The 25,112-nt window shown below is 63.3% G+C and carries 22 protein-coding genes and 1 tRNA gene; 12 read left to right on the plus strand and 11 right to left on the minus strand.

Features of this window, described 5'->3' with window-relative positions:
• Window position 1: 1 nt before the first annotated feature.
• Both HAP47_RS02795 and HAP47_RS02800 read right to left on the minus strand, forming a co-directional pair.
• Window positions 2–2,341, minus strand: a complete 2,340-nt coding sequence (locus HAP47_RS02795) for a xanthine dehydrogenase family protein molybdopterin-binding subunit (protein ID WP_176396242.1) — start codon at window positions 2,339–2,341, stop codon at window positions 2–4.
• Window positions 2,342–2,431: 90 nt separating this feature from the next.
• Entirely contained in the window at window positions 2,432–2,917 is a 486-nt protein-coding gene (locus HAP47_RS02800; protein WP_097675807.1) for a (2Fe-2S)-binding protein, read from the minus strand.
• 404 nt (window positions 2,918–3,321) lie between these two features.
• On the opposite strand from HAP47_RS02800, the gene HAP47_RS02805 reads away from it, so the two are divergent.
• The 4 genes from HAP47_RS02805 (at window position 3,322) to HAP47_RS02820 (ending at window position 7,947) form a co-directional block, all read left to right on the plus strand.
• Window positions 3,322–5,037: a PQQ-dependent dehydrogenase, methanol/ethanol family gene (locus HAP47_RS02805; protein ID WP_231168722.1), complete on the plus strand. Its 1,716-nt coding sequence runs from the start codon at window positions 3,322–3,324 to the stop codon at window positions 5,035–5,037.
• Window positions 5,038–5,058: 21 nt separating this feature from the next.
• A complete protein-coding gene (locus HAP47_RS02810) occupies window positions 5,059–6,267 on the plus strand; it encodes a c-type cytochrome (RefSeq protein ID WP_173639530.1) in 1,209 nt (402 codons plus the stop codon).
• Between the two features lie 138 nt (window positions 6,268–6,405).
• Entirely contained in the window at window positions 6,406–7,086 is a 681-nt protein-coding gene (locus HAP47_RS02815) for a response regulator (RefSeq protein WP_173639529.1), read from the plus strand.
• An 81-nt stretch (window positions 7,087–7,167) separates the two neighbouring features.
• Complete coding sequence (locus HAP47_RS02820) at window positions 7,168–7,947, plus strand: LuxR C-terminal-related transcriptional regulator (RefSeq protein WP_231168723.1); 780 nt, start codon at window positions 7,168–7,170, stop codon at window positions 7,945–7,947.
• Between the two features lie 102 nt (window positions 7,948–8,049).
• Here HAP47_RS02820 and HAP47_RS02825 read toward each other — a convergent pair whose 3' ends face one another.
• Both HAP47_RS02825 and HAP47_RS02830 read right to left on the minus strand, forming a co-directional pair.
• Complete coding sequence (locus HAP47_RS02825) at window positions 8,050–9,423, minus strand: ATP-binding response regulator (RefSeq protein ID WP_173639528.1); 1,374 nt, start codon at window positions 9,421–9,423, stop codon at window positions 8,050–8,052.
• Window positions 9,420–10,592, minus strand: coding sequence for an FIST N-terminal domain-containing protein (locus tag HAP47_RS02830; RefSeq protein WP_173639527.1), 1,173 nt, complete (start codon window positions 10,590–10,592; stop codon window positions 9,420–9,422). The genes HAP47_RS02825 and HAP47_RS02830 overlap by 4 nt, the downstream gene beginning before the upstream one ends.
• A 464-nt stretch (window positions 10,593–11,056) precedes the next feature.
• Here HAP47_RS02830 and HAP47_RS02835 point away from each other — a divergent pair, with 464 nt between their 5' ends.
• Window positions 11,057–13,090, plus strand: coding sequence for a methyl-accepting chemotaxis protein (locus HAP47_RS02835; RefSeq protein WP_173639526.1), 2,034 nt, complete (start codon window positions 11,057–11,059; stop codon window positions 13,088–13,090).
• 60 nt (window positions 13,091–13,150) lie between these two features.
• Here the strand turns inward: HAP47_RS02835 and HAP47_RS02840 are convergent, their stop codons facing one another.
• Window positions 13,151–13,543, minus strand: coding sequence for a DUF3175 domain-containing protein (locus tag HAP47_RS02840; protein WP_173639525.1), 393 nt, complete (start codon window positions 13,541–13,543; stop codon window positions 13,151–13,153).
• 232 nt (window positions 13,544–13,775) lie between these two features.
• On the opposite strand from HAP47_RS02840, the gene HAP47_RS02845 reads away from it, so the two are divergent.
• From HAP47_RS02845 to HAP47_RS02860, 4 genes are all read left to right on the plus strand, one after another.
• Window positions 13,776–15,218 carry an MFS transporter gene (locus HAP47_RS02845; protein ID WP_371821728.1) on the plus strand — a complete coding sequence of 481 codons (1,443 nt, stop codon included), beginning with the start codon at window positions 13,776–13,778 and terminating at the stop codon, window positions 15,216–15,218.
• Window positions 15,219–15,221: 3 nt separating this feature from the next.
• Window positions 15,222–16,055 carry a trehalose-phosphatase gene (otsB, locus tag HAP47_RS02850; RefSeq protein WP_173639523.1) on the plus strand — a complete coding sequence of 278 codons (834 nt, stop codon included), beginning with the start codon at window positions 15,222–15,224 and terminating at the stop codon, window positions 16,053–16,055.
• A gap of 202 nt (window positions 16,056–16,257) precedes the next feature.
• Window positions 16,258–17,709, plus strand: a complete 1,452-nt coding sequence (locus HAP47_RS02855; protein ID WP_173639522.1) for a trehalose-6-phosphate synthase — start codon at window positions 16,258–16,260, stop codon at window positions 17,707–17,709.
• Window positions 17,710–17,858: 149 nt separating this feature from the next.
• Window positions 17,859–17,948 (plus strand) — tRNA-Ser (locus tag HAP47_RS02860).
• Window positions 17,949–18,266: 318 nt separating this feature from the next.
• On the opposite strand, the gene HAP47_RS02865 is transcribed toward HAP47_RS02860, so the two are convergent.
• The 5 genes from HAP47_RS02865 to HAP47_RS02885 all read right to left on the minus strand — a co-directional run bounded on the left by HAP47_RS02865 (window position 18,267) and on the right by HAP47_RS02885 (window position 22,582).
• The gene (locus HAP47_RS02865) at window positions 18,267–18,428 is read right to left on the minus strand and encodes a hypothetical protein (protein ID WP_173639521.1); all 162 of its coding nucleotides are present in this window, start codon (window positions 18,426–18,428) and stop codon (window positions 18,267–18,269) included.
• A 65-nt stretch (window positions 18,429–18,493) separates the two neighbouring features.
• Complete coding sequence (locus HAP47_RS02870; protein ID WP_231169050.1) at window positions 18,494–18,997, minus strand: ATP-dependent DNA ligase; 504 nt, start codon at window positions 18,995–18,997, stop codon at window positions 18,494–18,496.
• A 305-nt stretch (window positions 18,998–19,302) separates the two neighbouring features.
• Complete coding sequence (locus HAP47_RS02875; protein ID WP_173639519.1) at window positions 19,303–20,631, minus strand: MFS transporter; 1,329 nt, start codon at window positions 20,629–20,631, stop codon at window positions 19,303–19,305.
• 34 nt (window positions 20,632–20,665) lie between these two features.
• Entirely contained in the window at window positions 20,666–21,763 is a 1,098-nt protein-coding gene (locus tag HAP47_RS02880; protein WP_173639518.1) for a M14 family metallopeptidase, read from the minus strand.
• Between the two features lie 18 nt (window positions 21,764–21,781).
• Window positions 21,782–22,582, minus strand: a complete 801-nt coding sequence (locus tag HAP47_RS02885; RefSeq protein WP_173639517.1) for a gamma-glutamyl-gamma-aminobutyrate hydrolase family protein — start codon at window positions 22,580–22,582, stop codon at window positions 21,782–21,784.
• Between the two features lie 102 nt (window positions 22,583–22,684).
• On the opposite strand from HAP47_RS02885, the gene HAP47_RS02890 reads away from it, so the two are divergent.
• Complete coding sequence (locus HAP47_RS02890; protein ID WP_173639516.1) at window positions 22,685–23,677, plus strand: LysR family transcriptional regulator; 993 nt, start codon at window positions 22,685–22,687, stop codon at window positions 23,675–23,677.
• A 259-nt stretch (window positions 23,678–23,936) separates the two neighbouring features.
• Here the strand turns inward: HAP47_RS02890 and HAP47_RS02895 are convergent, their stop codons facing one another.
• Window positions 23,937–24,392 (minus strand): L,D-transpeptidase, encoded by a 456-nt coding sequence (locus HAP47_RS02895; RefSeq protein WP_231168724.1) that lies wholly within the window; start codon window positions 24,390–24,392, stop codon window positions 23,937–23,939.
• Between the two features lie 4 nt (window positions 24,393–24,396).
• Between HAP47_RS02895 and HAP47_RS02900 the strand changes: the two genes are divergently transcribed.
• Both HAP47_RS02900 and HAP47_RS41500 read left to right on the plus strand, forming a co-directional pair.
• Window positions 24,397–24,633, plus strand: a complete 237-nt coding sequence (locus HAP47_RS02900; protein WP_231168725.1) for a hypothetical protein — start codon at window positions 24,397–24,399, stop codon at window positions 24,631–24,633.
• A gap of 308 nt (window positions 24,634–24,941) precedes the next feature.
• Entirely contained in the window at window positions 24,942–25,106 is a 165-nt protein-coding gene (locus HAP47_RS41500) for a pilus assembly protein N-terminal domain-containing protein (RefSeq protein ID WP_371821848.1), read from the plus strand.
• Window positions 25,107–25,112: the final 6 nt, after the last annotated feature.

Consider the following 25,112-nt stretch of genomic DNA (forward strand, 5'->3'; position numbering starts at 1 on the left):
CTCAACCGTGAATGGCGTGCCAGACACGATCGGGCGTCGCCGGCATTTCCAGCTTGTTGTTGCCGATGGCGTCCGTGATCGCGTTGATCACGGCAGCAGAGGCGCCGATCGCGCCGGCTTCGCCGCAGCCCTTGACGCCGAGCGGGTTGCCCGGACACAGCGTCGTGGTGTGGGAGAGCTGGAACGACGGCAGGTCGTCGGCGCGCGGCATTGTGTAGTCCATGAAGGACGCGGTCATCAGCTGACCGGTGTCGTCATAGACCGCGCCCTCAAGCAGCGCCTGGCCGATGCCCTGCGCAAGGCCGCCATGGACCTGGCCCTCGACAATCATCGGGTTGATCAGCCGGCCGAAATCGTCCGCTGCCACGAAGTCGACGAAGGTGGTCTTGCCGGTGCCCGGATCGACCTCGAGCTCGCAGATGTAGGCACCGGCCGGGAAGGTGAAGTTGGTCGGGTCGTAGAACGCCGTCTCCTTCAGGCCGGGCTCCATGCCATCAGGCAGGTTGTGCGCGGTGTAGGCGGCGAGCGCGACCATCGGCAGCGCGATCGCCTTGTCGGTGCCGGTGACCTTGAACTCGCCGTTCTCGATCACGATGTCGCTCTCGGACGCCTCGAGCGCGTGCGCCGCGATCTTCTTGGCCTTGGCTTCCACCTTCTCCATCGCCTTCACGATCGCCGCACCGCCGACCGCGATCGAGCGCGAGCCGTAGGTGCCCATGCCGAACTGCACCTTGTCGGTGTCGCCGTGGACGATCGAGACCTGGCTGATCGGCACGCCGAGCCGCTCGGCGATGATCTGGCAGAACGTCGTTTCGTGACCCTGGCCATGGCTGTGCGAGCCGGTGAGCACCTCGATGGTGCCGACCGGATTGACGCGAATCTCGGCCGATTCCCACAGGCCGACGCCGGCCCCCAAGCTGCCGACCGCCTTCGACGGTGCGATGCCGCAGGCCTCGATGTAGCAGGAGACGCCGATGCCGCGCAGCTTGCCACTGGCTTTCGCCTTGGCCTTGCGGGCCGGGAAGCCGGCATAGTCGATCGCCTTCATCGCGGCATCGATCGAGGCGTGGAAGTCGCCGACATCATACGCCATGATCACAGGCGTCTGATACGGGAACTGGTTGATGAAGTTCTTCTTGCGCAGCTCGGTCGGGTCGACCTTCAGCTGCCGCGCCGCCGTCTCCATCATCCGCTCGAGCAGATAGCTCGCCTCGGGACGGCCCGCGCCGCGATAGGCGTCGACCGGCGTGGTGTTGGTGTAGACGCCGATCACCTCGGCATAGATCGCCGGGATCACATACTGGCCCGACAGCAGCGTCGCGTAGAGATAAGTCGGGACCGCCGAGGAGAATAGCGACATATAGGCGCCGAAATTGGCGTGGGTCTTCACCCGCAGGCCAAGGATCTTGTTGTCCTTGTCGAACGCCATCTCCGCTTTCGAGACATGGTCGCGGCCATGTGCGTCGGTGAGGAAGGCCTCGGAACGGTCACCGGTCCACTTCACCGGGCGATTGACCTTCTTCGAGGCCCACAGCGCCACCATCTCTTCCGGATAGATGTAGATCTTGGAGCCGAAGCCGCCGCCGACGTCGGGTGCGATCACGCGCAGCTTGTGCTCGGGCGCGATGTTGTAGAACGCCGACAGCACGAGGCGGGCGACGTGCGGGTTCTGCGAGGTCGTATAGAGCGTGTAGTGCTCTTCGGCCTGGTCGTAATGCGCGATCGCCGCGCGCGGCTCCATCGCGTTCGGCACCAGGCGGTTGTTGGTGAGCTCGAGCGTCACCACGTTGGCGGCCTTGCTGAAGGCGTCGCCGACCGCGGCTTCGTCGCCGATGTGCCAGTCATAGACGATGTTGCCGGGGGCCTCGGGATGCAGTTGCGGCGCGCCCGACTTGATCGCGGCCCTGACGTCGGCCACCGCGGGAAGCTCTTCATAGTCGACGACGACGGCTTCCGCCGCGTCCTTGGCCTGGTTCTTGGTCTCGGCGATCACGACCGCGACCGCCTGTCCGACGAAGCGCACGGTCTCCGGCGCCATCGCCGGCCACGCGCCCATTTTCATCGGCGAACCGTCCTTCGAGGTGATGGCCCAGCCGCAGATCAGATTGCCGACCTTGTCGTCGACGATCTGCTGTCCGGTCAGCACCGCGATCACGCCCGGCATCTTCATGGCCTCGGCGGAGTTGATGCCCTTGACCTTGGCATGCGCATGCGGACTGCGGATGAAGTGAGCGTAGCTCATGCCCACCATTTTGACGTCGTCGACGTAACGTCCCTGGCCGGTAATGAACCGGCGATCTTCCTTGCGCACGACGCGTGCGCCAATTCCTTCAACACCCATAGTCTAGTCCTCCCGACGGAGATTCGATTTGCCGCCGTTTCCATCGAGACCGGCGGTGATGAGCTTGATCGTGTGTACTGCGTGAGCCGGCTATTCGGCGGCCTGCGCGACCTTCATGCGGCCGGCTGCATCGAGCACCGCCTTGACGATGTTGTGGTAGCCGGTGCAGCGGCAGATGTTGCCTTCGAGCTCGTGGCGAACGGTTTCCTCGTCGAGCTTGCCACCATGGCGATGCACGATATCGACCGCGGACATGATCATGCCGGGGGTGCAATAGCCGCACTGCAGGCCGTGATTGTCGCGGAACGCCGCCTGCATCGGGTGCAGCTCGTCGCCCTTGGCGAGGCCTTCGATGGTGGTGACGTTGGAGCCCGCCGCCTGGCCGGCCAGCATGGTGCAGGATTTGACCGCCCGTCCATCGACATGGACGACGCAGGCGCCGCACTGGCTGGTATCGCAGCCGACATGGGTGCCGGTGAGGTTGAGGTTTTCGCGCAAGAGATGCACGAGGAGGGTTCGGTCCTCGACGTCGACCGAAACCGCCCTGCCGTTTACCGTCAGTTTGACTGTAGACACGCGTTTCTCCCAATAGCTTCGTTATGGGCCCAGTAGACCACGCTTCATATGGGACGTAACCGCGATCAAAGTCGTAGGTGCGGCCCTGTCGTGAAGGCGCCGGGCTGTACTTTCGATCCTAGCAGGCGGCCGTTCAATGAGCAATTTGCAAGCTGCCGGGAGCACGCTCCGGCGCGATGAAATCACGCCGCAGTGCAAGCGGTTTTCGGCACGCGGATGGTGCTACGGCGCGCCGAAAGTCGCCACCAAGATCGCTACTACCTTCCGCCTATAACGACGCAATAGCGTTGCTGTCATTTTCATCGCCGACGCAGCGACAGAAGATCGCTGGTTCACGAAATTGGGTATCGATCCGCGCGCGCGATGCATCCATCGCGGCAACGAAACCATATTGGAGGAAGCCAATGAAGCTGAGGAGCGGGATTTTCTTTGCCGGCGTGTCGCTGGTTGCCATGGTGATGGCAGGTATTACTGCGTCGAAAGCGAATGATTCCGTCGCAAAGGCGGTGTCCGATCCGAACGGATGGGCGATCGCCGGCCACGATTACGGCAACACGCGCTTCAGCCCGCTGAAGCAGATCAATTCCGAGAACGCCGGCAAGCTGCAGCTGGTCTATTCGCTGTCGCTGGCCTCGCTGCGCTCCAACGAGTCTTCGCCGCTGGTGATCGGCAAGACGCTGTATGTGTCGACGTCGTGGGGGCCGAAATACGTCTATGCAGTCGATGCCGCGACCGGCGCGCGCAAATGGACCTGGCAGCCCGATATTCCGGATGACGTGCTGCAATACGCCTGCTGCGACGTCAATAATCGCGGCGTGTCCTATGCCGACGGCAAGATCTTCGTCGGCCGGCTCGATGGCAAGCTGACCGCGCTCGATGCCGAGAGCGGTAAGGAGCTCTGGACCTCGACCGTCGTGGACTACAAGCAGGGCTCGGTCATCACCTCGCCGCCGCTCATCGTCCGCGACAAGGTGATCACCGGCTTCGGCGGCGGCGAATACGGCGTCCGCGGCTCGTTGCAGGCCTTCTCGCTCAAGGATGGCAAGCTGCTCTGGCAGACATTCACGGTGCCGGCGCCCGGCGAACCCGGCAGCGACACCTGGAAGGGCGACACCGGCCTGCATGGCGGCGGCGCCGCCTGGCTGGTCGGGTCCTACGATGCCAAGTCCGACACGGTCTACTGGGGTACCAGCAATCCGGGACCGTGGAATACCGGCGTGCGCTCCACCGGCGACGGCAATTTCGGCAAGCTGACCAACCTCTACACGGCCTCGACGCTGGCGATCGATCCCAACACCGGAAAGATCAAGTGGCACATCCAGGGCACGCCGGCTGACGCGTGGGATTATGACGGCGTCAACGAGCTCCTGCTCGCCGACCTCAAGATCAAGGGCTCAGAGACGCCCGTCCTGATGAAGGCGGACCGCAACGGCTTCTTCTTCGTGGCCAACCGCGAGACCGGCAAGATGATCTCGGCCGAGAAATACGTCTTCGCCAATTGGGCCAAGAAGTGGGACATCAACACGATGCGGGCCGAAGAGGATCCGGACAAGCGTCCCGGCCCCGGCCATCCCGCCAAGGACATCTGCCCGAACCTCATCGGCGGCAAGAACTGGCAGCCGATGTCGTTCAACCCGCAGACCGGCCTCGTCTACATTCCGAGCAACAATGTGTGCATGGACTGGTCGGTCAGCGACGTGAACTACAAGCGCGGCGTGTTCTATCTCGGCGCCGAATTCCCCACCAAGCCCGGTCCCGGCGGCTTCCTCGGTGAACTCGTGGCCTGGGATCCGATCGCCAACAAGAAGGTGTGGAGCATCAAGGAAGACCTGCCCTTCAACGGTGGCACGCTGACGACCGGCGGCAACCTGGTGTTTTCAGGCAATCTGCACGGCGACTTCCGCGCCATCGACGCCAAGAACGGCAAGGTGCTGTGGAGCAAGAACCTCGGCAGCGGCATCGGCGCCGGTCCGGTGACTTATTCGGTCGACGGCAAGCAGTATGTCGCGATCGTGGTCGGACGTACCGCCGCGCTGCCCGCCTTCCTCGGTGACATCGGCAAGAAGATGGTCGCCGCGGCGCCCGAAGGCGGCTCGCTGTTCGTGTTCGCCCTGCAGTAAACGTTCGTCAAGGAGGCAGCATTGTCCGTATCTTGCATCGCCCGAAACGAACTGCGCACCCCCTCGCGCAACACGCGGTTGGAACATGCAATCCGGACCGTGCTGCTCTCCGCCCTGCTTATGGTGCCGGCCCTGGCGGCCGGCGCCGACGAGACAAAACCGCCGCTGCGGCTCTGCGCCGACCCGACCAACCTGCCGTTCTCAAGCGACGACCCGGGCAAGCCCGGCCTCTATCTCGAGATCGGCCAGGCGGTGGCGCAGAAGCTCGGCCGCACGGTGAGTACCAACTGGTACAAGTCCTATTTCGGCAAGCGCACCGTGCGGGAGACGCTGCTCAGCAAGCAGTGCGACGCCATGGTCGGCCTGCCGCTGGTCGACGATTTCATGGGGCCGGCGGTGATCTTCTCGAAGCCGATCGCCCATGAAGGCTATGCGCTGGTCGGCGCCAGGGATCGCAAACTGGCCGGCATCGACGACCTCAGGGGATTGCGGGTTGCGGTGCAATATCAATCGACGCCGCAAAATCTGCTGGCGCTGCGTGACGACATCCAGAAGGTCACCGTGCTCAGCCCGGAGGAGGGCATGGCGGCCCTAGAACAGGGCAAAGTCGACATCGCCTTCATCTGGGCGCCGGTGGCGGGGTGGCTCAACAAGACCAGCTACGGCGACAAGTACCAGATCGTCTCGACCGAGGGCGATGGCCTGCTCTGGGCGACCGCGATCGGCTTCGCCAAGGCATCCGGCGCGCTGCGCGATGAGGTCGACGCCGTGCTGCCGTCGCTGCAGCCGGAGATTGCCGCCCTGTTTGCCAAATATGGCGTGCCGAACGGCGCTCCAGTGAAGTTCGGCGAGGCAGACCGGGCGACGACGTCGTCCGCCGGAGCCAGCGAACCCGTCACGGTCGGGCAGGCGGCTTCGGCCGAGAAACCGGTCCAGACCGCCGCAACCGCCGGGGATGCCAAAGGCGACGCCACGGCGGGGCGGGAGGTGTTCAACGGCACCTGCGCCCATTGTCACGGTCCGGATGCGGTGCAGGCCGAACGTAAGATCGATCTCAGGTTGCTCAAGAAGCGCTATGCTGATGACATGGAATCGACCTTCTGGAAGACGGTCCATGACGGGCGGCCAGCCAAGGGCATGCCGGCCTGGAAGGACGTCTTCAGCGACGACGAGCTCAGAAACGTATATGCCTATCTGCAGAGTGTGCAGGATACCGGCGGATCGAACTAGCCGCTACGATCGGCAATAGTAGCGTTTTCAAGCGAAGTGGATACCGGTTCGCGTGAAGAAGGCGCATCAGAACATGAATCGAGTGCCCCGTTCCGATTCAATCGGAACGGAAACGGCTCGAGCAGTGCGAGGGTCCGCATGATGGGGTTCCTGATCATCGACGATCACCCCCTGTTTGGGGAGGCGCTTGGCAACGCCATCCGCATCTCGCATCCCGATGCCCGGATCTATGAGGCCACCTCGATCAAGGGGGCCCTTGGCATCCTGGCCAGCGAGCCGAATATCGACCTCGCGCTGCTCGATCTGCTGCTGCCCGACGTGGTCGGCTTCTCCGGCTTTCAGAAGATCAGGGATCGCTATCCGCGGCTGCCGATCGCCATCGTCTCGAGCGAGGAGGACAAGCACACCATCCGCGAGGCGCTGGAAATGGGTGCGGTCGGCTATCTGCCGAAATCGACCTCGCTCAGCGAGCTCTCGCAGGCGATCGCGCGCGTGCTGAGCGGATCGGTCTCGGCGCCGCGGGATTTCGTCGCGGTCGGCGCGCTGGAACAGTCCGAGACGGCGCGGACGCTGCGCGAGAGGATCCAGAAGCTGACGCCGCAGCAAATTCGCGTACTTCACCTGATCATCCGCGGCCTGCAGAACCGCGAAATCGCCGCCGAGCTCAAGCTCGCGGAATCCACCGTGAAGGCGCATGTCACCGAGATCCTGCGCAAGCTGAAGCTGTTTAGCCGCAACAAGGCGATCATCGAGCTCGGCAAGATTCCGCTTCCCGTCCTTGAAGCCAGCTCGGGCACGAAGGCAGAGAAGGCGCCCTAGGTTTGCTGCGCTGCAAGGCGAAACCATCCGGGGTGCTACCTATAGGCTGCCGCCCGGCTTTGAGATAACGTCGTCCGAACAATGGCTGTCATCAGCGATCCGAGGGAGGACGGCGCAGCATTGACCACGACCGCGCCCCTGGCGGACGAGCCGCCGCTCGATAAGGCGGGTGCGCCTCGACTGCTGATCGTCGAGGACCACCCGCTGTTCCGTGCCGCCCTGATCGGCGTGATCGGGGCCGAGTTTCCCGACGCCGAGGTACTGCAGGCGACCTCGATCGATGGCGCGCTCGACGTGATCGGCGCGCGCGACGGCCTCGATCTGATCCTGCTCGATCTGTCGATGCCGGGAACCACCGGCCTGCTCGGCGCCTACCGGGTGCGGGCCGCGGCGCCGCGTAGCGCGCTCGTGATCGTGTCGGCGCATGACGATTCCCGGATCATCGGCAGCGCGATCGCGCTCGGCATTTCCGGATTCATTCCGAAGTCGACGCCGAAGGTCGAACTGGCGCGCCTGCTGCGCGGCATTCTCGAAGGCGAGGTGTGCCTGCCGACGCGTTTCCGCGATTCGGCTGCCGCACGGACGGGCCAGGCCGACACCAGGCAACTGGTGCAGCAGCTCGGCCAGTTCACCGCGCAGCAGCTTCGCGTGCTCGACATGATCTGCCGCGGCCTGCAGAACAAGCACATCGCCTATCAGCTCGATATCTCGGTCACCACCGTGAAGGTGCACGTCTCGGAGATCCTGCGGAAGCTCGGCGTGCGCAGCCGGACCGAGGCCATCATCGCGCTGTCGAAACTGGATTTCGGCAAGCATGACCATGCGCCGTTGACCGTCTCGCCGCCGTCGCATGGCGACTAGAGCCTTTCCCGTTCCGATGGAATCGGAACGGGGCTCTAGGTTCTTGTCTTGACGCGTTTTCTTCACGCGAACCGGTATCCACTTCGCTCGAAAACGCTCTGATCATAGCCGCGCGCCCGACTGCTCCGCCGCCAGCAGGAATGACAGCAGCGAGCGCATCTCGGCGGGCTTGATCGGCTTCTTCAGCAATTCGTGGCCAAAGGCCGAGACGTCGGAGGCGGCCTTGGCCGAGTAGTCGGCGGTCACGATGATCGCCGGAACCTTGGCGTTGATCTCGCCGCGTATCACGTCGACGGCCTGGATGCCGGTCTCGCCATTGTCGAGGTGCAGGTCGGCGATGATAGCGTCGGGAATGCCGTCCAGCGCGTGGATGCGCTCGAGCGCCTCGGTCTTGGAGATCGTCACGGCGACGTCGCAGCCCCATTTCTCCAGCAGATGGGCGAGGCCCTCGGCGCTCGAGAGGTCGTTCTCGATCAGCAGGATCTTCGCGCCCTCCATGCCACCATAGCGATAGTCGACGCTGGCCTGTTCGCGCACGGGGATCGCAACCGGATCGAGGGTGCGGGGCACGGTGACCGAGAACACCGAGCCCTTGCCGGCGCGTGAACTCAGCCTGATGTCATGACCGAGCAGGTCGGCAAACCGGCGCACGATGGAAAGGCCAAGCCCGATGCCGGCCTTGTCGCTTGCGCCGGCGTCCCCGCGCTGAAACTCGACGAATATGGCTTCGCGCTGGGCTTCCGGGATGCCCGGCCCGGTGTCATGCACCTCGATGCAGATGTCGTCGCCCTTGGGGCGGCATCCCATCAGCACGGTGCCGCGCTGGGTGTAGCGCAGCGCATTGGCCACAAGGTTTTGCAGGATCCGGCGCAGCATCAGCGGGTCGGAGCGAACCACCGCGGACGACGGTATGATTTTGAAGCCGAGGTTGCGCTTGGCGGCGGTTGCCACAAATTCCTGCTGCAGCGGCTCGAACAACGAGGCGATCGCGACCGGACCGAATTCGGGCCTGAGCACACCGGCATCGAGCTTCGAGATGTCGAGCAGCGTCCGCAACATGTCCTCGAGCGTCGCCAGCGAACGGTCAATCTGATCGGTCAGCGCGACGCTCTTGGATTCGTTGGCCATCTCGGTCAGCGCGGACAGCGTCAGCCGCGCCGCATTGAGCGGTTGCAACAGGTCGTGTGTTACCGAAACCAGCACTGATGATTTCAGCGAGCTTGCCGCCTCGGCCTGCTGCTTGGCCTGCAGCAGGCGTCCGTTGGTTTTCTCCAGCGATTGCAGCGCCTGCTTGAGCTGCTGGGTGCGGTCGCGGACCTGCTGATCGAGCGCGATGGCCGTCTCGAACAGCGAGAAGGCATTGAGCTGCTGGTCGGTCGAACGTTCGACGCGCGACATCAGCGCCGCGTTGATCTTGCGCAGCTTCTCGGCTTCGCGTTCGAGGGCCGCAATGCGCGTAGTCGTGCTGTCGGTCATTGCGGGCCGACAGCCCGCTTGCCGATGGCGATGCCGGTCAGCGTCTGGTTGACATGCATGGAGCGATACTGCTCGCCATAAGTCTGAAAGCCAATCACTTTGTTGCGGCGATAGAGCTCCGACATCTCCCGCGACAGCTGGCGTTGCTCGACATCGAGCCGGCGCAGCACGCATTCGAAGCCGATGAACATCGAGACCTCGCCGAGATCCTCGGTCAGCTCCTGGAGCAGGCGGCTCGTCGCGTCGATCGGGTCGCGCTCGCGCGCCACCGTCAGCACCATTCCCTCGTCGATCGCACAGAAGAACTGCAGCGACCCGTCCGGATTGGTGCGCTGGATCGACCGCGCGTAATAGGCGCCGCCGACGCGCACCAGGACCGGATGCGCGGCGAACGAGAACAGTTCAAGCTTGCTGTCGCTGAGGCCGACGGCACGGGAATATTCCAGCGCTGCGGGCTCGGCATTCAATTCCTTGACGATACGGTGCTCGATGTCGGCCTCGGTCACCACCATCTTGGTCGAGGTCGGCTCGAAATGGTCGCATTTGAAGGTGCGGAACGGCAGCCGCGTCCGGATCAGGATCAGGACGGCAGCGTCGGTAAAGGCTTCGCCGCCGTAGAAGATCCACGACTTCTCGAAGCGCAGGCCATCGCCGGCGGAGCCGCCGACCACCGGAATGTCGCCGAGCGACGCGTAGATCGCCGACATGATGGTTTCCTCACGCTGGCACATGCCGTCGATGAAGAGCAGCCCGAAGGAATCGTCGGTGTGATCGCAATGCTCGGTGCGTTGCGCGAATTCGTTCTGCAATTCGGTGCACATCGAGCGGCCGTGATCGACCCGGAACGTCGCGAGATCGAACAGCGGCCGGGCCGCGATGACGAAATCGGCGGCATTGAAGCCCATCGCGACGACGCTGTCCTCATCCCAGCCGCCGGGCGACAATTCGCCCGCCGTGGTGCAGCCGAAGATCGGAACGTCGGGCATCTGCCTCGACAGTTCGGCAATGAATTCCTTCGGGTCATAGAACGGCGACACGAACACCACGAGCATGGCGAGATCAGCCGCCGCCAACTGGCGTGCGATCTCGTAGGCGGCCTCCTGCGGCCCGTTGGTCTTTGCCTGCGCCACGACAATACTGTCGGTGGCGCTGCCGTTCTGCTTCGCCAAAGGCGTTCTCCCTGACCAGAATTTTTTGCTTTTTCTTGGCCCGGCCGGTTGGAGCCGCGCGGGCCGTAAGGGCATCCGGGCCAAGCCGCGATGGTTCGCGGTCCGCCCTGACTTTATAATCTAGGTCGTGAGGGGGATGTCATGGGTCGCGCGGCCTCGCCGGCAGCTACTCTCGCCGCAAGCGCCAGCGGCGCCGACCGACGCGATGACATGGGACACCTCCCGATGTGTTGTCCTGGCCCGGGCAGGGACAGGTTTGATCGGTTCTAAACTATCGGGCCGGACCCGCGCGTCAATCACCTTGCCCACCTCCCTGGGCAGACCAAGGTAGTACCGGGCCGATACGGGCGCGGCGCTGCCCATTTACCGGGCCTTATTGATTCTGCCTTAGTTTTGCCCTCCGGGGGCTGGGGCGGGTTGCTGCCGGACCCCGCGTGGTTTTCAGAATGAAGACGGGGGTTGGAATGCCGGGACTCAAGCGATCGCTGTCGATCAGGTTCCCAACCCTCAGATTTCAAGCCAAGATCATGCTCGGCTTTGCCGTCACGCTGGCGCTGTCGGCGGCCACAATGGGCTTTGCCTATATGGGCTTCGAGCGGGTCTCCGCCGGTGTCGGCTCCTACCGCCAGAGCGTCGCGGAAGCCGACCTCGCCCGCAACATCGATCGCGAATTGATCTCCTACCGTTCGCTGGCGCGCTATTACGTCGCGACCGGCAAGGAGGACGACGCCAAGGCCGCGCTCGCCGCCGAGGCCAGCCTGAAGGACGCCATCGTGGCGTCGATGAAGGGCACCAGCAATCCGGCCCGCCTCGAGCAGGTCACCAAGCTGGAGCGCGAATTCCGCGCCTTCACCAAGATCTTTGCCGAGATCGTCCGCATCAAGGACGAGAGCGCGCAGACCGCGCAAAACAAGCTGGTCCGCAGTGCGACCTCCATGCGCTACAAGCTCGACGATCTGCCGAGCAATGCCGACGATTCCGAGCTGCAGTCGATCCAGTTCGGCGCCAAGAAGGTCGCCGACCAGCTGCAGTCGATCACCGGCGCCGTCAACACGTTCGTCGTCAACGGCGACAAGACGGTCGCCTCCAGCGCGCTCGCCCGGCTGAAATTCGCCGACAATCTCGTGAAGGGGATCACCTCGAAGAACGAGCGGATCGCCCAGGGTGTGAAGGACATTACCGCCCTGCTTGAAGAGTACCGCGAGGCGCTGGCCAAGCTGATCGCGAATGCGAAGTCGATCGACGAATTGACAGTCGAGATGACGGAATCCGCGGCCGCCATCAGCCAGGGTGCGGCGGCGATGAAGTCCGACCTGCTCGCCGACCAGAAGCGGCTCGAGAACGAATCGCATTCCATGATCGGCGAGACCGAGCAGCTGATCCTGATGCTTGCGGCAGGCAGCTTCGTGCTAGGACTGGTGTGGGCCTTCTTGCTCGGCAAGGGTATTTCGCGCCCGATCGCGGCGATGTGTGCGGCGATGCGCGAGCTCGCGGCCGGCAATTTCGACGTGGTGCTGCCGGGCCTCGGCCGTCGCGACGAGCTCGGCGAAATGGCCGGCGCCGTCGAAGAGTTCAAGGTCCAGGCGGTCGCCAAGGCCGAGCGCGATGCCGCGACCCAGGAAGCGCAGAACAAGGCGAGCGCGGCCGCGCGGCGCACCGAGTTGATTCGCTTCGCCGACGAATTCGAATCCGCCGTCGGCTCGATCGTCTCCAATGTGTCGGCTTCCGCCGTGCAGCTCGAATCCGCGGCCGGGACGCTGACCCGCACTGCGGAGACTACGCAGAACCTGTCGAGCCAGGTCGCCGGCGCCTCCGAGGAGGCCTCGAGCAGCATGCAGTCGGTTGCTTCCGCGACCGAGGAGCTGTCGGCGTCGGTCGACGAGATCGGGCGCCGCGCCAAGGAATCCAGCCAGATCGCCGATTCCGCCGTGCGTCAGGCCGAGCAGACCGACGCGCGCATCGGTAAGCTCTCGCGTGCCGCGCAGGAGATCGGCGACGTGGTCAAGCTGATCACGGCGATCGCCGAGCAGACCAACCTCCTGGCGCTGAACGCCACCATCGAGGCGGCGCGCGCCGGCGATGCGGGCCGCGGCTTCGCGGTGGTCGCCGCCGAGGTGAAGTCGCTGGCGAGCCAGACCGCGAGAGCCACCGACGAGATCTCGACCCACATCTCGGGCATGCAGGCGGCGACGCAGGAATCGGTCGCCGCGATCAAGGAGATCGGCGGCACGATCGGGCAGATCTCCGGGATCGCGACCAACATCGCGAGCTCGGTCGAGCAGCAGAGCGCGGCAACGCAGGAGATCGCGCGTAGCGTGCAGAACGTCGCGCAGGGCACCCAGGAAGCCGCCTCCAGCGTCAACCAGGTCAACCGTGGCGCCACCGAGACGGGAGTCGCCTCTGAAGAAGTGCTGAACTCGGCCCGCTCGCTGTCGGTCGAGAGCTCGCGACTGCGCGAGGAGCTCGACCGCTTCATGGCGAACATCCGCGCGGCGTAGACCCACAAGTGTCGTCCCGGCGCAGGCCGGGACGCCGCCGTCGGTTGGCGGGACGGCAGGCTAATCCCGTCCGAACAGGTGCTTCAATTCGACCTTGGCACGCTCCAACCGTGAGCGCTCGGGCTTCGGCAGCGTCCTGCCGGCACGGTTGATATAGAAGGTCAGCATCGACAATGCGGAACGATAGGCGCCGCTCTTGCGGCGCGTGCTGTGCTCGGCGGATCTTTTCAGCGATGATGCGATCTTCTTCGCACTCGTCTGCTTGAACACACCGCGCTTGAGGTCCAGCGCGTCGCTCTCCCTTGTGACCCGCTGCGACCAGCGCTTCGACGTCGTCTTGCTTGCTCCGCGCTTGCGGCGCATCGTGCTGGCGGATCGTGCGGTCGATCTCCTTGCTGATTTTCTCGTTGATTTTCTTGCCGTCTTGCGCGTGGTTTTCTTGTGTGCGGCCATCAATGCCTCCGAGGCTGTTGGGCCGAAAACCGCTCGTCGCAATCGCGGTTCCTATGCCGCATTGCGGGAACCCTTGCTGGGCTGCGGCGTTGACGTCGTGTGGCGGGCACTTCGTTTGCCGCAATCCTGGGAGCGAGAACCTTGGAACACAGCGTTCCGGGGCATTTCTCATTGGTCCATTCTGATGACGCTGCAGCGGACACAGTTGAGCTCTGCGACGACGCACGCGGCGATGGCTCCAGTCGCGCCAAATGACGGCCGCATCATCGAGACCTCGATTCCTCTCCGCCTCGACAATCTGCGCTGGAGCGGCTTCCACACCCGCGTCGTGCTGGCGCTAGGCATCACCTGGATTCTCGATGGGCTCGAGGTGACGCTGGCCGGTGCGCTGTCGGGAGCGCTGAAGGAGAGCCCGACGATGAGCTTCTCCAATGCCGATGTCGGGCTTGCCAGCAGCGCCTATCTCGCCGGCGCCGTGCTCGGCGCGCTCGGTTTCGGCTGGCTCACCGACCGAATCGGCCGCAAGAAGCTGTTCTTCATCACGCTCGCGCTCTATCTCTCGGCGACGGCGGCGACCGCGCTGTCGTGGAACGTCGCGAGCTACGCGCTGTTTCGCTTTCTCACCGGCGCCGGCATCGGCGGCGAATACACCGCGATCAATTCGACCATTCAGGAGCTGGTGCCGGCACGCTATCGCGGCTGGACCGATCTCGTCATCAACGGCAGCTTCTGGATCGGCGCCGCGATCGGTGCGTTGAGCGCGATCATCCTGCTCGATCCCGCGTTGCTTGCGCCGGATCACGGCTGGCGGATCGCCTACTTCACCGGCGCGGTGCTCGGGCTCGTCGTGCTGTTGATGCGGATGTGGATTCCGGAAAGCCCGCGCTGGCTGATGATCCATGGGCGCCCCGAAGAGGCTCACAGGATCGTTGCCGATATCGAGACCTCCGTGCTCGGTCACGAACAGCCGAGCGAGGGCTTTGAGAAGATCAAACTCCGGATGCGGGATCACACGCCGCTGCGCGAGGTCGCGGTGACCTTGTTCACCACCTACCGGCAGCGCTCGCTGGTCGGGCTCGCGCTGATGGCCGCGCAGGCCTTCTTCTACAACGCGATCTTCTTCACCTTCGCGCTGATCCTGACCGATTTCTTCGGCATCGCCGCCAGCAATGTCGGATGGTATATCCTGCCATTCGCCGCCGGCAACTTCCTCGGGCCGCTGCTGCTCGGTCGCCTGTTCGACACGCTTGGCCGCCGCACCATGATCGTGCTGACCTATGGTACCTCGGGCGTGCTGCTTGCGCTGTCCGGCTATCTGTTCTCGATCGGTGTGCTCAGTGCGCAGACCCAGACCATCGCCTGGATGGTGATCTTCTTCTTCGCCTCGCCGGCGGCGAGCGCCGCCTATCTCACCGTCAGCGAGACGTTTCCGCTGGAGGTCCGCGCGCTTGCGATCGCCGTCTTCTATGCTGTCGGCACCGGCATCGGCGGCGTAGTTGGACCGGCGTTGTTCGGCGTGCTGATCGACACCGGGTCGCGCAACAGCGTCTTCGCCGGCTACCTCCTGGGGTCGGCACTCATGATCGTCGCCGCAGCCGTCGCATGGCGCTATGCAGTCGCGGCCGAGCGAAAATCGCTCGAATCTGTCGCGCGGCCGCTGGCATTTGTGGAGTAGACTATGACGAAGCACGAATTGGCCGAAATGCCCCTGGATGATGACATCACCCGCAATGCTACGACCGGCAGCATGCCGGCGCCGGCATCGCTGATTCCGCCGCTGGATCGCACCGCGGTGCTGCTCGACATCGACGGCACCTTGCTCGATTTCGCACCGACGCCGCGTGAGGTCTGGGTGCCGCCGGAACTCGCGACCACGCTGAAGCAATTGCATGATCGCACCAACGGCGCGCTGGCGCTGGTCAGCGGCCGTTCGCTCAACGATATCGACCTGATCTTCGCGCCGGAGCAATTTCCCGCGGTCGGCGGCCATGGCGCCGAGATGCGGCTGCAGCCGGACAGCGAGGCGGTCGCGGCGTACGCGCCGCCGCTGGACAAGGAATTGAAGCGCCGCCTCGCCGCGATCGCCAAGCTCAGCCCCGGCATTCTGCTCGAGGACAAGGGCTATTCGCTGGCGCTGCATTATCGCCTGGCGCCGCAGGCGGAGAGGGCGATTTATGAGGCGGTCTCGCTGATACGCGCCGAGTTGCCGAATGCGCCGATCGAGGTGCTGCCGGGCAAGAGCGTCTGCGAGATCAAGCATTCGGGCTTCACCAAGGCGACCGGCGTGCGCGAACTGATGACGCATGAGCCCTTCAAGGGACGCCGCCCGTTCTTCATCGGCGACGACGTCACCGACGAGACTGTGTTCGCGATCATGCCGGGTTTCAACGGTCTCGCATTCTCCGTCGGACGTCGCGCCACCGGCGTCGCCGGACATTTCGACGGGCCGAGCGATGTGCGCGAGTTCCTCGCGCAGCTGCTCGACGATGATAGGGACGTGGGCCTGTCCTAACGCGTCACATTCATCGCAGCCGATTCGAATGCGGTGCTTTTGCGTCGTGGGAGCGACCTCGCATGAAATTATCTTTTCGCGAGTTCCCGCGAGTTCCTTGGCGCTTCGTCAGAATTTGGTTTCAATTGGGAGATTCTTTGATCCGGAACCATCTTGATGAATGGTTGTTAATACCGCGAGTTGACCAACAGGAGGGGACCGGGTGAACCTCGTCGTCGTATCGAACCGCGTCTCGCGCGGAAAACCCAATGAACCCATGACGGGGGGGCTGGCTGCGGCCTTGTTGCCGGTAGTGGAAAAGACAGGGGCAATATGGGTTGGCTCCAGCGGACGTGTCCGCGACGGGAACCACAAGGAACCTTTTGCAGAGGTCGAAGCTCTCGGCGCCGGCGCGCTGGCGATGCTCGATCTGCCGGCCGCGCACTACGGCGGCTATTACGAAGGCTTTGCCAATTCGGCGCTATGGCCCGCGATGCATTCGCGCGCCGATCTGATTCGTGCGTCGCACGAGGACTACACGAGCTATCGCGAAGTGAACGCGTTCATGGCGCGTGCGTTGTTGCGCTTCCGCAAGCCTGATTCCGTGTTCTGGATCCAGGACTATCATTTCCTCGCGCTCGGTGCCGAGCTGCGCGATCTCGGCGTCACGCAGCCGATCGGCTTCTTCCTGCACACGCCGTGGCCGGCGCGCGCGGTGATCGCGGGCGTGCCGAATCATCGCGAGCTGATCGAGGCGATGCTGTCCTATGATCTGATCGGCTTCCAGACCGATGAGGACTGCGAGAACTTCCTGAGCTACGTGCAGAACGATCTCGATTTCCACGTGCGCGACGGCGTCATCAATTCGTCGTTCGGGCGGACCCGCGCTGCGGTGTTTCCGATCGGCATCGATCCCGGCAAGTTCGCGCAGCTGGCGACCAAGGCGATGATGCATCCCGACGTGACGCGGCTGCGGAGAAGCCTCAACGGCGAGAAGCTCGCGATCGGCGTCGATCGGCTCGATTATTCCAAGGGCCTCGTCAACCGCATCAAGGCATTCGACAAGATGTGGACGCTGCACCCGAACCTGAAGCGTTCGGTGTCGCTGCTGCAGATCGCAACGCCGTCGCGCGGCGCGATCGAGGCCTATGGCAATCTCGCGAGCGAGGTCGCGAAGCTCGTCACCGACGTCAACGGCGTGCATGGCGAGGTCGACTGGACGCCGATCCGCTACCTCAACAAGGGTTTCGGCCAGGGTGTGCTCGCAGGGCTCTACCGCACCGCGCAGGTCGGCGTGGTGACCCCGCTGCAGGACGGCATGAACCTTGTGGCCAAGGAATATGTCGCGGCCCAAAATCCGGCCGATCCCGGCGTGCTGGTGCTGTCGAAATTCGCCGGTGCCGCGAACGAGCTCGATGCCGCGCTGCTGGTCAATCCGCATGACATCGACGGCATGGCACGCTCCCTGGCGACGGCGCTCGCGATGCCGCTGACCGAACGGCGGAAGCGTTGGGAAGCCATGATGGAGAAGCTCAACAGCGGCACCATCCAGCAATGGTTCGCCGATTTCATCGAGGCGCTGCAGGATACGCACAATGCGGGTGCCGCGGCGTTGCCGGAGCCACCAAGCCTGTGGCCGCGCCGCGCGGCGGATCTTGCCGCGCGTTATCACTAGTCGCATCGCATGGCAGGATTGACGCGCTTGCTGGACGCGGCTGATGTCATCGCCAATTTATTCAATATTTTCAAATCATCGGGGAAATTTCGCGGTCCGGCGGCGCGCCCCTTGCAAAATCCGCCTCAGCCCTTCAAGAGAAGCCTCCCGGAGAGATGGCCGAGTGGCTTAAGGCGCACGCTTGGAAAGCGTGTGTGCGGGAAACCGTACCGTGGGTTCGAATCCCACTCTCTCCGCCAAATCAAATTGAAAACATTGATGTTTTTGCCATTCACCGCAGCCAATCCCTAGATTCATACCTAGGCGGTGGCTGGTGCCACTGGCGCCGGGTCGGATTTAACGCATGGGCGGGCCGCGCTTGGCGGCTGGCGGGCTGTTAAAACGTGGCGGTTGGCTGGCTTGGGCGGCAGCAGGCGGGCGCGATTCAAGTGCACAGTCCGCCTTTTGGGGGGCTGAGGGGCAGGACCGTGCCGGGCCACAGACCCGGGCGGCAGGCGTGGCCCTAATACCTTAACGGCGCTGCTGCGAAGCTGGTTCCTCGTCGCGTCGCACCGGCGTCAATGCCACCGCCGCTGGAGCTTCTTGAGCAACCGCCGCAAGTCGTCAATGTGCTCTTTGATGACTTTAGCCCGCGCCTCGTCCATCTGCCGCCGTGTCCTGCGCTTCGGCTTGGGTGCAGGCTTTGGTTTCGGCGGCGGTGGTTCGTCGTTCGGGGTCATCGACGGAATCATCTCGCCGTCGCGATGAGCGAGCGTTGACGTGAGTCAAAGCCAATGGCCGCTGGCTAGCCCCAATCCTCGTCGCGCTCGCGCCGCACCGCCGCGCTCGCCGGGTTCTTCGACTTCAGCCATGTCTTCGACGCCCCGCTGCGATACGGCGCATCGATGCGCTTCGAGACGATGCCCTCCAGCCCTAGCTTGCAGGCGTGCGAGAACACGGCTGCTCCGTCATGGTCGAGATGGTCGTTGAACTGGATTGCCGCGCGCAGTGCCTTGCCAACTAATTTCGCCAGCCGCTGCTTGCGGTCGAGCAAAGCCAGATCGCGCAGGTCGCTGCCGTCATGCTCGATCAGGTTGAACGCGAACAGCACCGCGTCACGGTCACGGCGGCGGCTGCTGCAGCGCGTCGAAATCTGACACCCCGTCAGCCCACAGACCACGGCCTCGCGGTCGATCAGGAACGATTGCGCTTTGAGGGCGAGCGCGGCCTGCGCTATGGCCGGAAAGCGGTCGGCCCAATCGTAACCGCCCTTGGTGAAGCAGCGCACCCGCGCGCCTTCGCGCCGCACCAACAGCCGGAAACCGTGGACGGGAGTGTTTGATGTGCGAGAAATGTATCGAGATTGACGAGCGGATAGAACATTACCGTTCACTCTGCAGGCGGATCACGGATCAAAAGACATTAGACGTCATCGCTGATTTGATTGAGCGACACCAAACTGAAAAACTCGCCCTGCATCCGGAGGGGGAGTAATCCCACATCAGTTGGCGGCCTCCCGCAAAGTCTCCTGGTTGGCCCTAAGCAGACATGCCCCGACCGCCGGCAGATGTCAGCTTTTGGACCCGCAGCAGACGTTACAGCGCTACGACCTGATCAACGATTCACGTCAACATCGCGCGATTCCGGAAGCATCCACATCGCGAGAGTACTCACTGCGCACATGACCGCAACGTACCAGGCTGGCGCCATTGGATTGTGGGTGACCGCCAGTAGCCAAGTCACTACGAACTGGGTTGTGCCTCCGAAGAGCGAGGTGCCGATGGCGTAGACGAGCGACAGACCGGTGCTGCGCACCGCGATGGGGAGCAACTCCGGCACCTGGACCAGCCCTGCGGTGCCGAACATCGCGGTGAGGGCCGCAAGCACGGCAGTCGCGGCCAGCAGGGTCGCGGCACCTGTGGCGCCGGACAGCCACATGAACAGGGGCACGATGAGGAACATCAGCGCCAAGCGTGGCAGCAGGTTGATGGTCCGGCGCCCGAACCGGTCGCACAATGCGCCACCGGCCAGGGCGAAAGCGAAGGTCATCACTCCGCCCATCAGTACGCTGCCCTGCGAGAGGGCCACAGGCAGCTTCAGCACCTGCACCGCATAGGTCACCATGTAGTTACCCACTTGGGAGGCTACCGCCGTAGCCGCCGAGGCCAGTACGCCCAGAATCAGGATATTGCTGTGGTTCCGAAACACCGATCCGACAATGGCCGCGCCGCCGTGCTCTTTAGTGCCGCCGTGTGTTTCGGGCAGGTCGCGGCGAATATAGACGGCGATGGGCACGAGCATCAGGCTGACAAGAAACGGCACGCGCCAACCCCAGGCCGCCAGATCTTGCGGTGACAGCAGTAGCGATAGCACCACACCGAAGATGCCGCCGACCGCCACCGCCAGACCTTGGCTCGCGATCTGCCAGCTCGAATACAGGCCCCGGCGTCCCGGCGGCGCAGCTTCGATCAATAAGGCGGTGGCCGGCCCCACCTCACCTCCAAGCGCGAACCCTTGCAGCAGACGGCATAGCACCACAATGATGGGTGCCGCCATGCCAATGCTGGCGTAGCTGGGCGTGGCGGCCAGGCCCAAGGTTCCAACGGTTATCAGAGCGACCGTGAGAATCATCGCTGGCTTGCGCCCGGCCTTATCGGCAAAAGCGCCGATCAGCGCGCCGCCCAGCGGCCGTGTGAGGAAGCCGACACCAAAGGCAGTCACCGCCGCCAACAGGCTGCCGAACTCGCCCTCCACCGGGAAGAAGGCCTTGCCGATGTATACAGCGAAATAGGCGTAGATGACGAAGTCGTAGAACTCCAACGCGTTGCCGGCCACCGCGGCGACAACAGCCTTGCGGCTAATCGTTGTCCTGGACAGCGCGCCATCGCTTGCAATCGTGGCGCTCTGCGGCGCGAGATCGGAATTTAGGGTGGTGGTGCTCATGCGAGAACTCGCGAGTTTGATGGACAAGAGCCGCTCAGGTTTCGACGGAACAATCCGCTTGCAAGCCTTTGATGGCCTGCAGGCAGGCTTGGCGGCCTTGACGCCAGATGTCGTGTTTCCAGTCATCGGCATTGGGGTAAAATGCCTCTTTGAGATCGCACTTGATCTGCTGTGCCAATAGCGGATCGGCCGAACCATGACGGTGCAGCCAGTGCTCGGCACGCAGTGCTGACGTGACGCGATCGCTGGGATAGGTGCCGTATTCCAGGCAGATTCCGATTTGTTCGGCCTGCGGGCACTCCTCGAACAACGCGGTCTGGATGGGCCCGGTCAACGGAATGCTCGTCGATGTGCCGGTGTGGACGTCGGTCAATTCGCCCCACCATTGCCTGGCGCGCGGCTTCGCATTTTGATCTAAGCTCGCGAAGATGCGCTCGCCGACGCCGCTTGGTCCGAGCCCGGTATGGATGTCGATCGACGCGAGTTGCTTCACGTTTCGCGTGTAGCGCTTCAGGATCGAGCGGAAAGTCCGGTTGCTCCAGGTCGGTGCACTTCCCCCGAAAAACATGCCGTCAGCACGGATGTATTGGCCAAGGCCGATGGCCCGCTGCAGGCCGCGCGCGCCATGCTGGGTGCGGTACGCGGCCAGTTCGGCCTCTGCATCCACTCCGGGCGGCCAAGTGGCCGGCAGCAGCCAATTGTGGATCTCTGCGTAGCCGGTGTTGACCGGCAGTGGCTTTGTGAAGTCGACGAAGTTCCGGTTGAGATCCACATTCTCCTGCGTGACGCGCCGCAAGTGAGAAAAGCCGTAGGGGTTTATCGCATGTACATGCAGTATCGCGGTGTCGGCATACATCGGTGTATCCTCGGTCAAGAGGCCGATCTGCACGGCGGAACCACAAAAGCCCTCCACACCGTGCACGCCGCTGAGCACGATCAGCATTTTCGATGCGTCGGCGGGACCGTCCAGCACCACGTCTACGGCCAGCGTTTCTCCCTCAGCGCCGGGTAGGTCCAGTACATGGCTGTCCACTACAAGGCCGCGGGCGCTGGCCGCGCCCAGAAACTTGCTGCGTGCGATCGCGTAGGTCGGGCTGAAAAGATCGAGGGACCGGGAAGAGATATCGTGCATGTCTGCTCCTGACGGGATTTATGCCAACGTTGGCGCGGGCTCGATGGAGCGCAGCCGATGCAACAGGCGCTTGCGGCATGCGCTGCCGAATGCGGTGAAGATGGCCTGGGCCAAAGGACAGTTGTGAGTACGCATCTCGGGATGAAACTGCACCGCGAGCGTAAAGCCCGGCGCGCAGGCGACCGAGAAGGCCTCCACCAGGCCGTCGGATGCGGTGGCTTCGACCCGCAAGCCTTGCCCCAGCCGATCGATCCCTTGGTGATGGAGAGAATTGACCGGCACGCGCTGCTCGCCAACCAGACTGGCAAGCACGCCGCCCGGTGCGATGTCGATGCTGTGACTGTCGTCGTACCACCGTTCGATCGGTCGTGCGTGATCGCCTTCGCGGTGATCGAGGTGGCCGGAGCGCGCGTGGACCGCCGAATCGAGCGTGCCGCCGAAGGCCACGTTCATTTCCTGAAAGCCGCGGCATACGCCGAGAATAGGTATGCCGGCGGCTACGACTCGCCGAACCAGCGGCAACACGGCCGCATCGCGCGCCAAGTCGAGCAACATCTCGTCGGGCACGGCCGGAGCTCCATAGCACGCGGGCGATACGTTGGAGGGACTGCCGGTGAGCAACAGGCCGTCAATGCTGTCGATGAGGCTGTCGGTATCGAAAGCTCCCGCCTCGGCGGGAAGGCCCAGCGTCATAACGCCAGCGCACTCCGACGCTGCGCGGACATAGCCATGCAGTACGGCATGCGCATCGTGGCCATGCCGATCGATCCGATCGGCGGCAACGACCACGAGAGGACGGCGGAGAGCGTCGCAGGTCATGTTCAGGGCATCTCTAAGGGATGCCATGAGTGTAGGATCACGATGTGTTTGCGTAAATTGCAATTTAACTATAGTTTAGTTGCGTAACCTGCAAGTGACCGCATGAACACTCGCCAGCTCCGCCACTTCCTTGCGGTATTGGACCGCGGCTCGCTCAGCGCCGCCGCCAAGGTCGTGCACCTTAGCCTGCCTGCACTGTCGCGCAGCCTGCGCTCGCTCGAGGATGAATTGCGCGTGCCGCTGTTCGACCGCCAGGACCGGCGCCTGCGGCCTACGCCTTATGCGCTGACCTATGCAGAGCGCGCCCGGCGAATTGTCTTCGATGAGACGGAAGGCGCTCGCGCGCTCGCTCTTATGCGGGACGGAGAGTCGGGGTCACTGTATTTCGGCATGGGCTCGTCAGTTGCCCGCATACTGATGGCACCGATGTTGCTGCAACTTCTATCGGATGCGCCGCGGCTGCGGCTCAACACCGTCGTGCAAAGTACCGATGCTCTGCTGGCCGCACTGCGCCGTGAAGAACTCGACTTCTTCATCGGCGACATCCGCTCTGTAGCGCATGACAGCCAAATGCGGGTTGAGCCTGTTTACCGCTGCACTCTCGGCTGGTTTGCTCGTCGCGGCCATCCGCTGGATGGCCGGACAAAGGTCCCTATCGATGCACTCAAGCCATATCCGCTCGTTGGAGCCGGATATGCCGACGAGGCGCTGTTTGAGCAGATGGCGGCGCTATATGGATTATCGCTACCTTTTCAGGAGCATTTCGCGGTCAACACCAATGATGCACCCACCCTGCTAACACTGCTCAACTCGAGCGATGCGATCGCTCCGGCAACAGACGTTTCGATGTTCACGGATCTTCGAGACGGCACGCTAATTTGCCTGGACGTCAATCCGCCTCTGAACTTGCAACTCACCTTGGGCATCGTCGAGCGCGACGGCCGAACCCGCGTGCCCGCGGCTGAACGGGCTTTCAAGATCGTAAGAGCGCACTTCGCATCTATGGAGCAGGCGGTTGCCCCCCGAACGCCGCGGGCCAAGACGCGCCGCAAGGTCAAGGGCAAGAACCGGACACGCACGAGGATCACGCAATAGTCTCGCCGTCAGCGCGAAAAGTCTGGGCTCGGCCGCTTACGCGAGCTTCCGGTTATGGCCCTCTTGAGACATGCCTGACTGACGGCAGTCCGCTTCCGAATGAAGACCGGAAGTGCCGACCCGCCAGTGGCCGGCCTGAACGGCCCGCAGTTGCAGGGCCTCCCGGTTCGGTAGGGAAAAAAGCGCGCGGCCGGCGAGGCGCTGATCCGCGAGGCGACGGCCTCCCGTGCCGGGGCTGGAACGAGAAGAAATAGATCGATTACTGAAGGCGGTCGACGACCTTTACTGGCGTACCCTTGGATACCCTTTCGGCGACACGCTCGGCGTCCCAGTTCGTGAGCCGGACACAGCCGTGCGATTCAGATTTGGAAACCTTCCCGGGGAACGGCGTGCCGTGGATTCCATAACCGTCTCCGGAAAGATGAATCCACATCGATCCGACCGGATTGTTCGGGCCCGGCTTGATGATGAAAGGCTTTCGAGAATGCACGCCTTTGAAGTGATAGGCGGGGTTATAGCGATAGGCCGGATTGGCGTCGATCTCCGTGACCTTCAGCGTGCCGGTGGGAGACGGCTTCTCCTCGCTGCCGACGGTCGCCGGATAGAATCCGATCAGCGCGTTCGACTTGTCGAATCGCCTGACAACCTGTCGTTTCTTGTCGACTTCCACCTTAGCCGCCGCCTCAGAACGTTGGTCGGCACCGACGTCGATCACGACGATGGCTTCGCCGGCGCGTTCGAAGTGTCGCCCCGGATTCAGAGTTCGACAGCAGATCCTCGCTCATGTGAAATTTCTCGGCGAGCCCGTGATCATTCAGCACGTCGAAGGCGGCACCTGGCCAAGCTGGATCGGCACCGACCAGAAGCGGACGATCAACTCCTTTGCGAGGGATGAACAAACATGGACCACCATCACATCCTTCGGTGGGACAGCGAACTTCGATGGCGGCACGTGAAATAGGCGTTCGCTTGTTTCTCCTGAAGAGAGGCTCGGGCGGACGGCCGTGGTGATCGCGGTCTTATCGTCTGCTGGCGAGCCCGCAATCGGCACCCTGAACGAACGCGGAGTATTAATAGGAGATCTGAAAATTCGGCCCAAGCACGCCCGAGGAATTGCCATGGCGGCCGCTGTGCTTCGCATGCGAACTTGCGTTATCGTATTGGTCTTGCTCCTAACCACGATCTCGGTCGCTTGCGCCGCGGATCAGACGATTACCCTAAAGGCTCGGTGCTCCGACTTGCACTTCAAAGACCTTTCAAGACGGTGCTCATCGGCAATCCGAATATCGTCGATGTTCAAACGGTCAACGATCGCAGGGGCACACTGGAACCCTTGAACCTCGGAGCAACAAATCTCATTTTCGTTGACGACAGAAGCATTGCGATCACCAACTTAAGAATCGTAGTCTTAGGCCCGGGAGACATCTGAATGGTA

The sequence above is a fragment of the Bradyrhizobium sp. 41S5 genome, from assembly GCF_011516665.3.
Taxonomy (GTDB): Bacteria; Pseudomonadota; Alphaproteobacteria; order Rhizobiales; family Xanthobacteraceae; genus Bradyrhizobium; species Bradyrhizobium quebecense.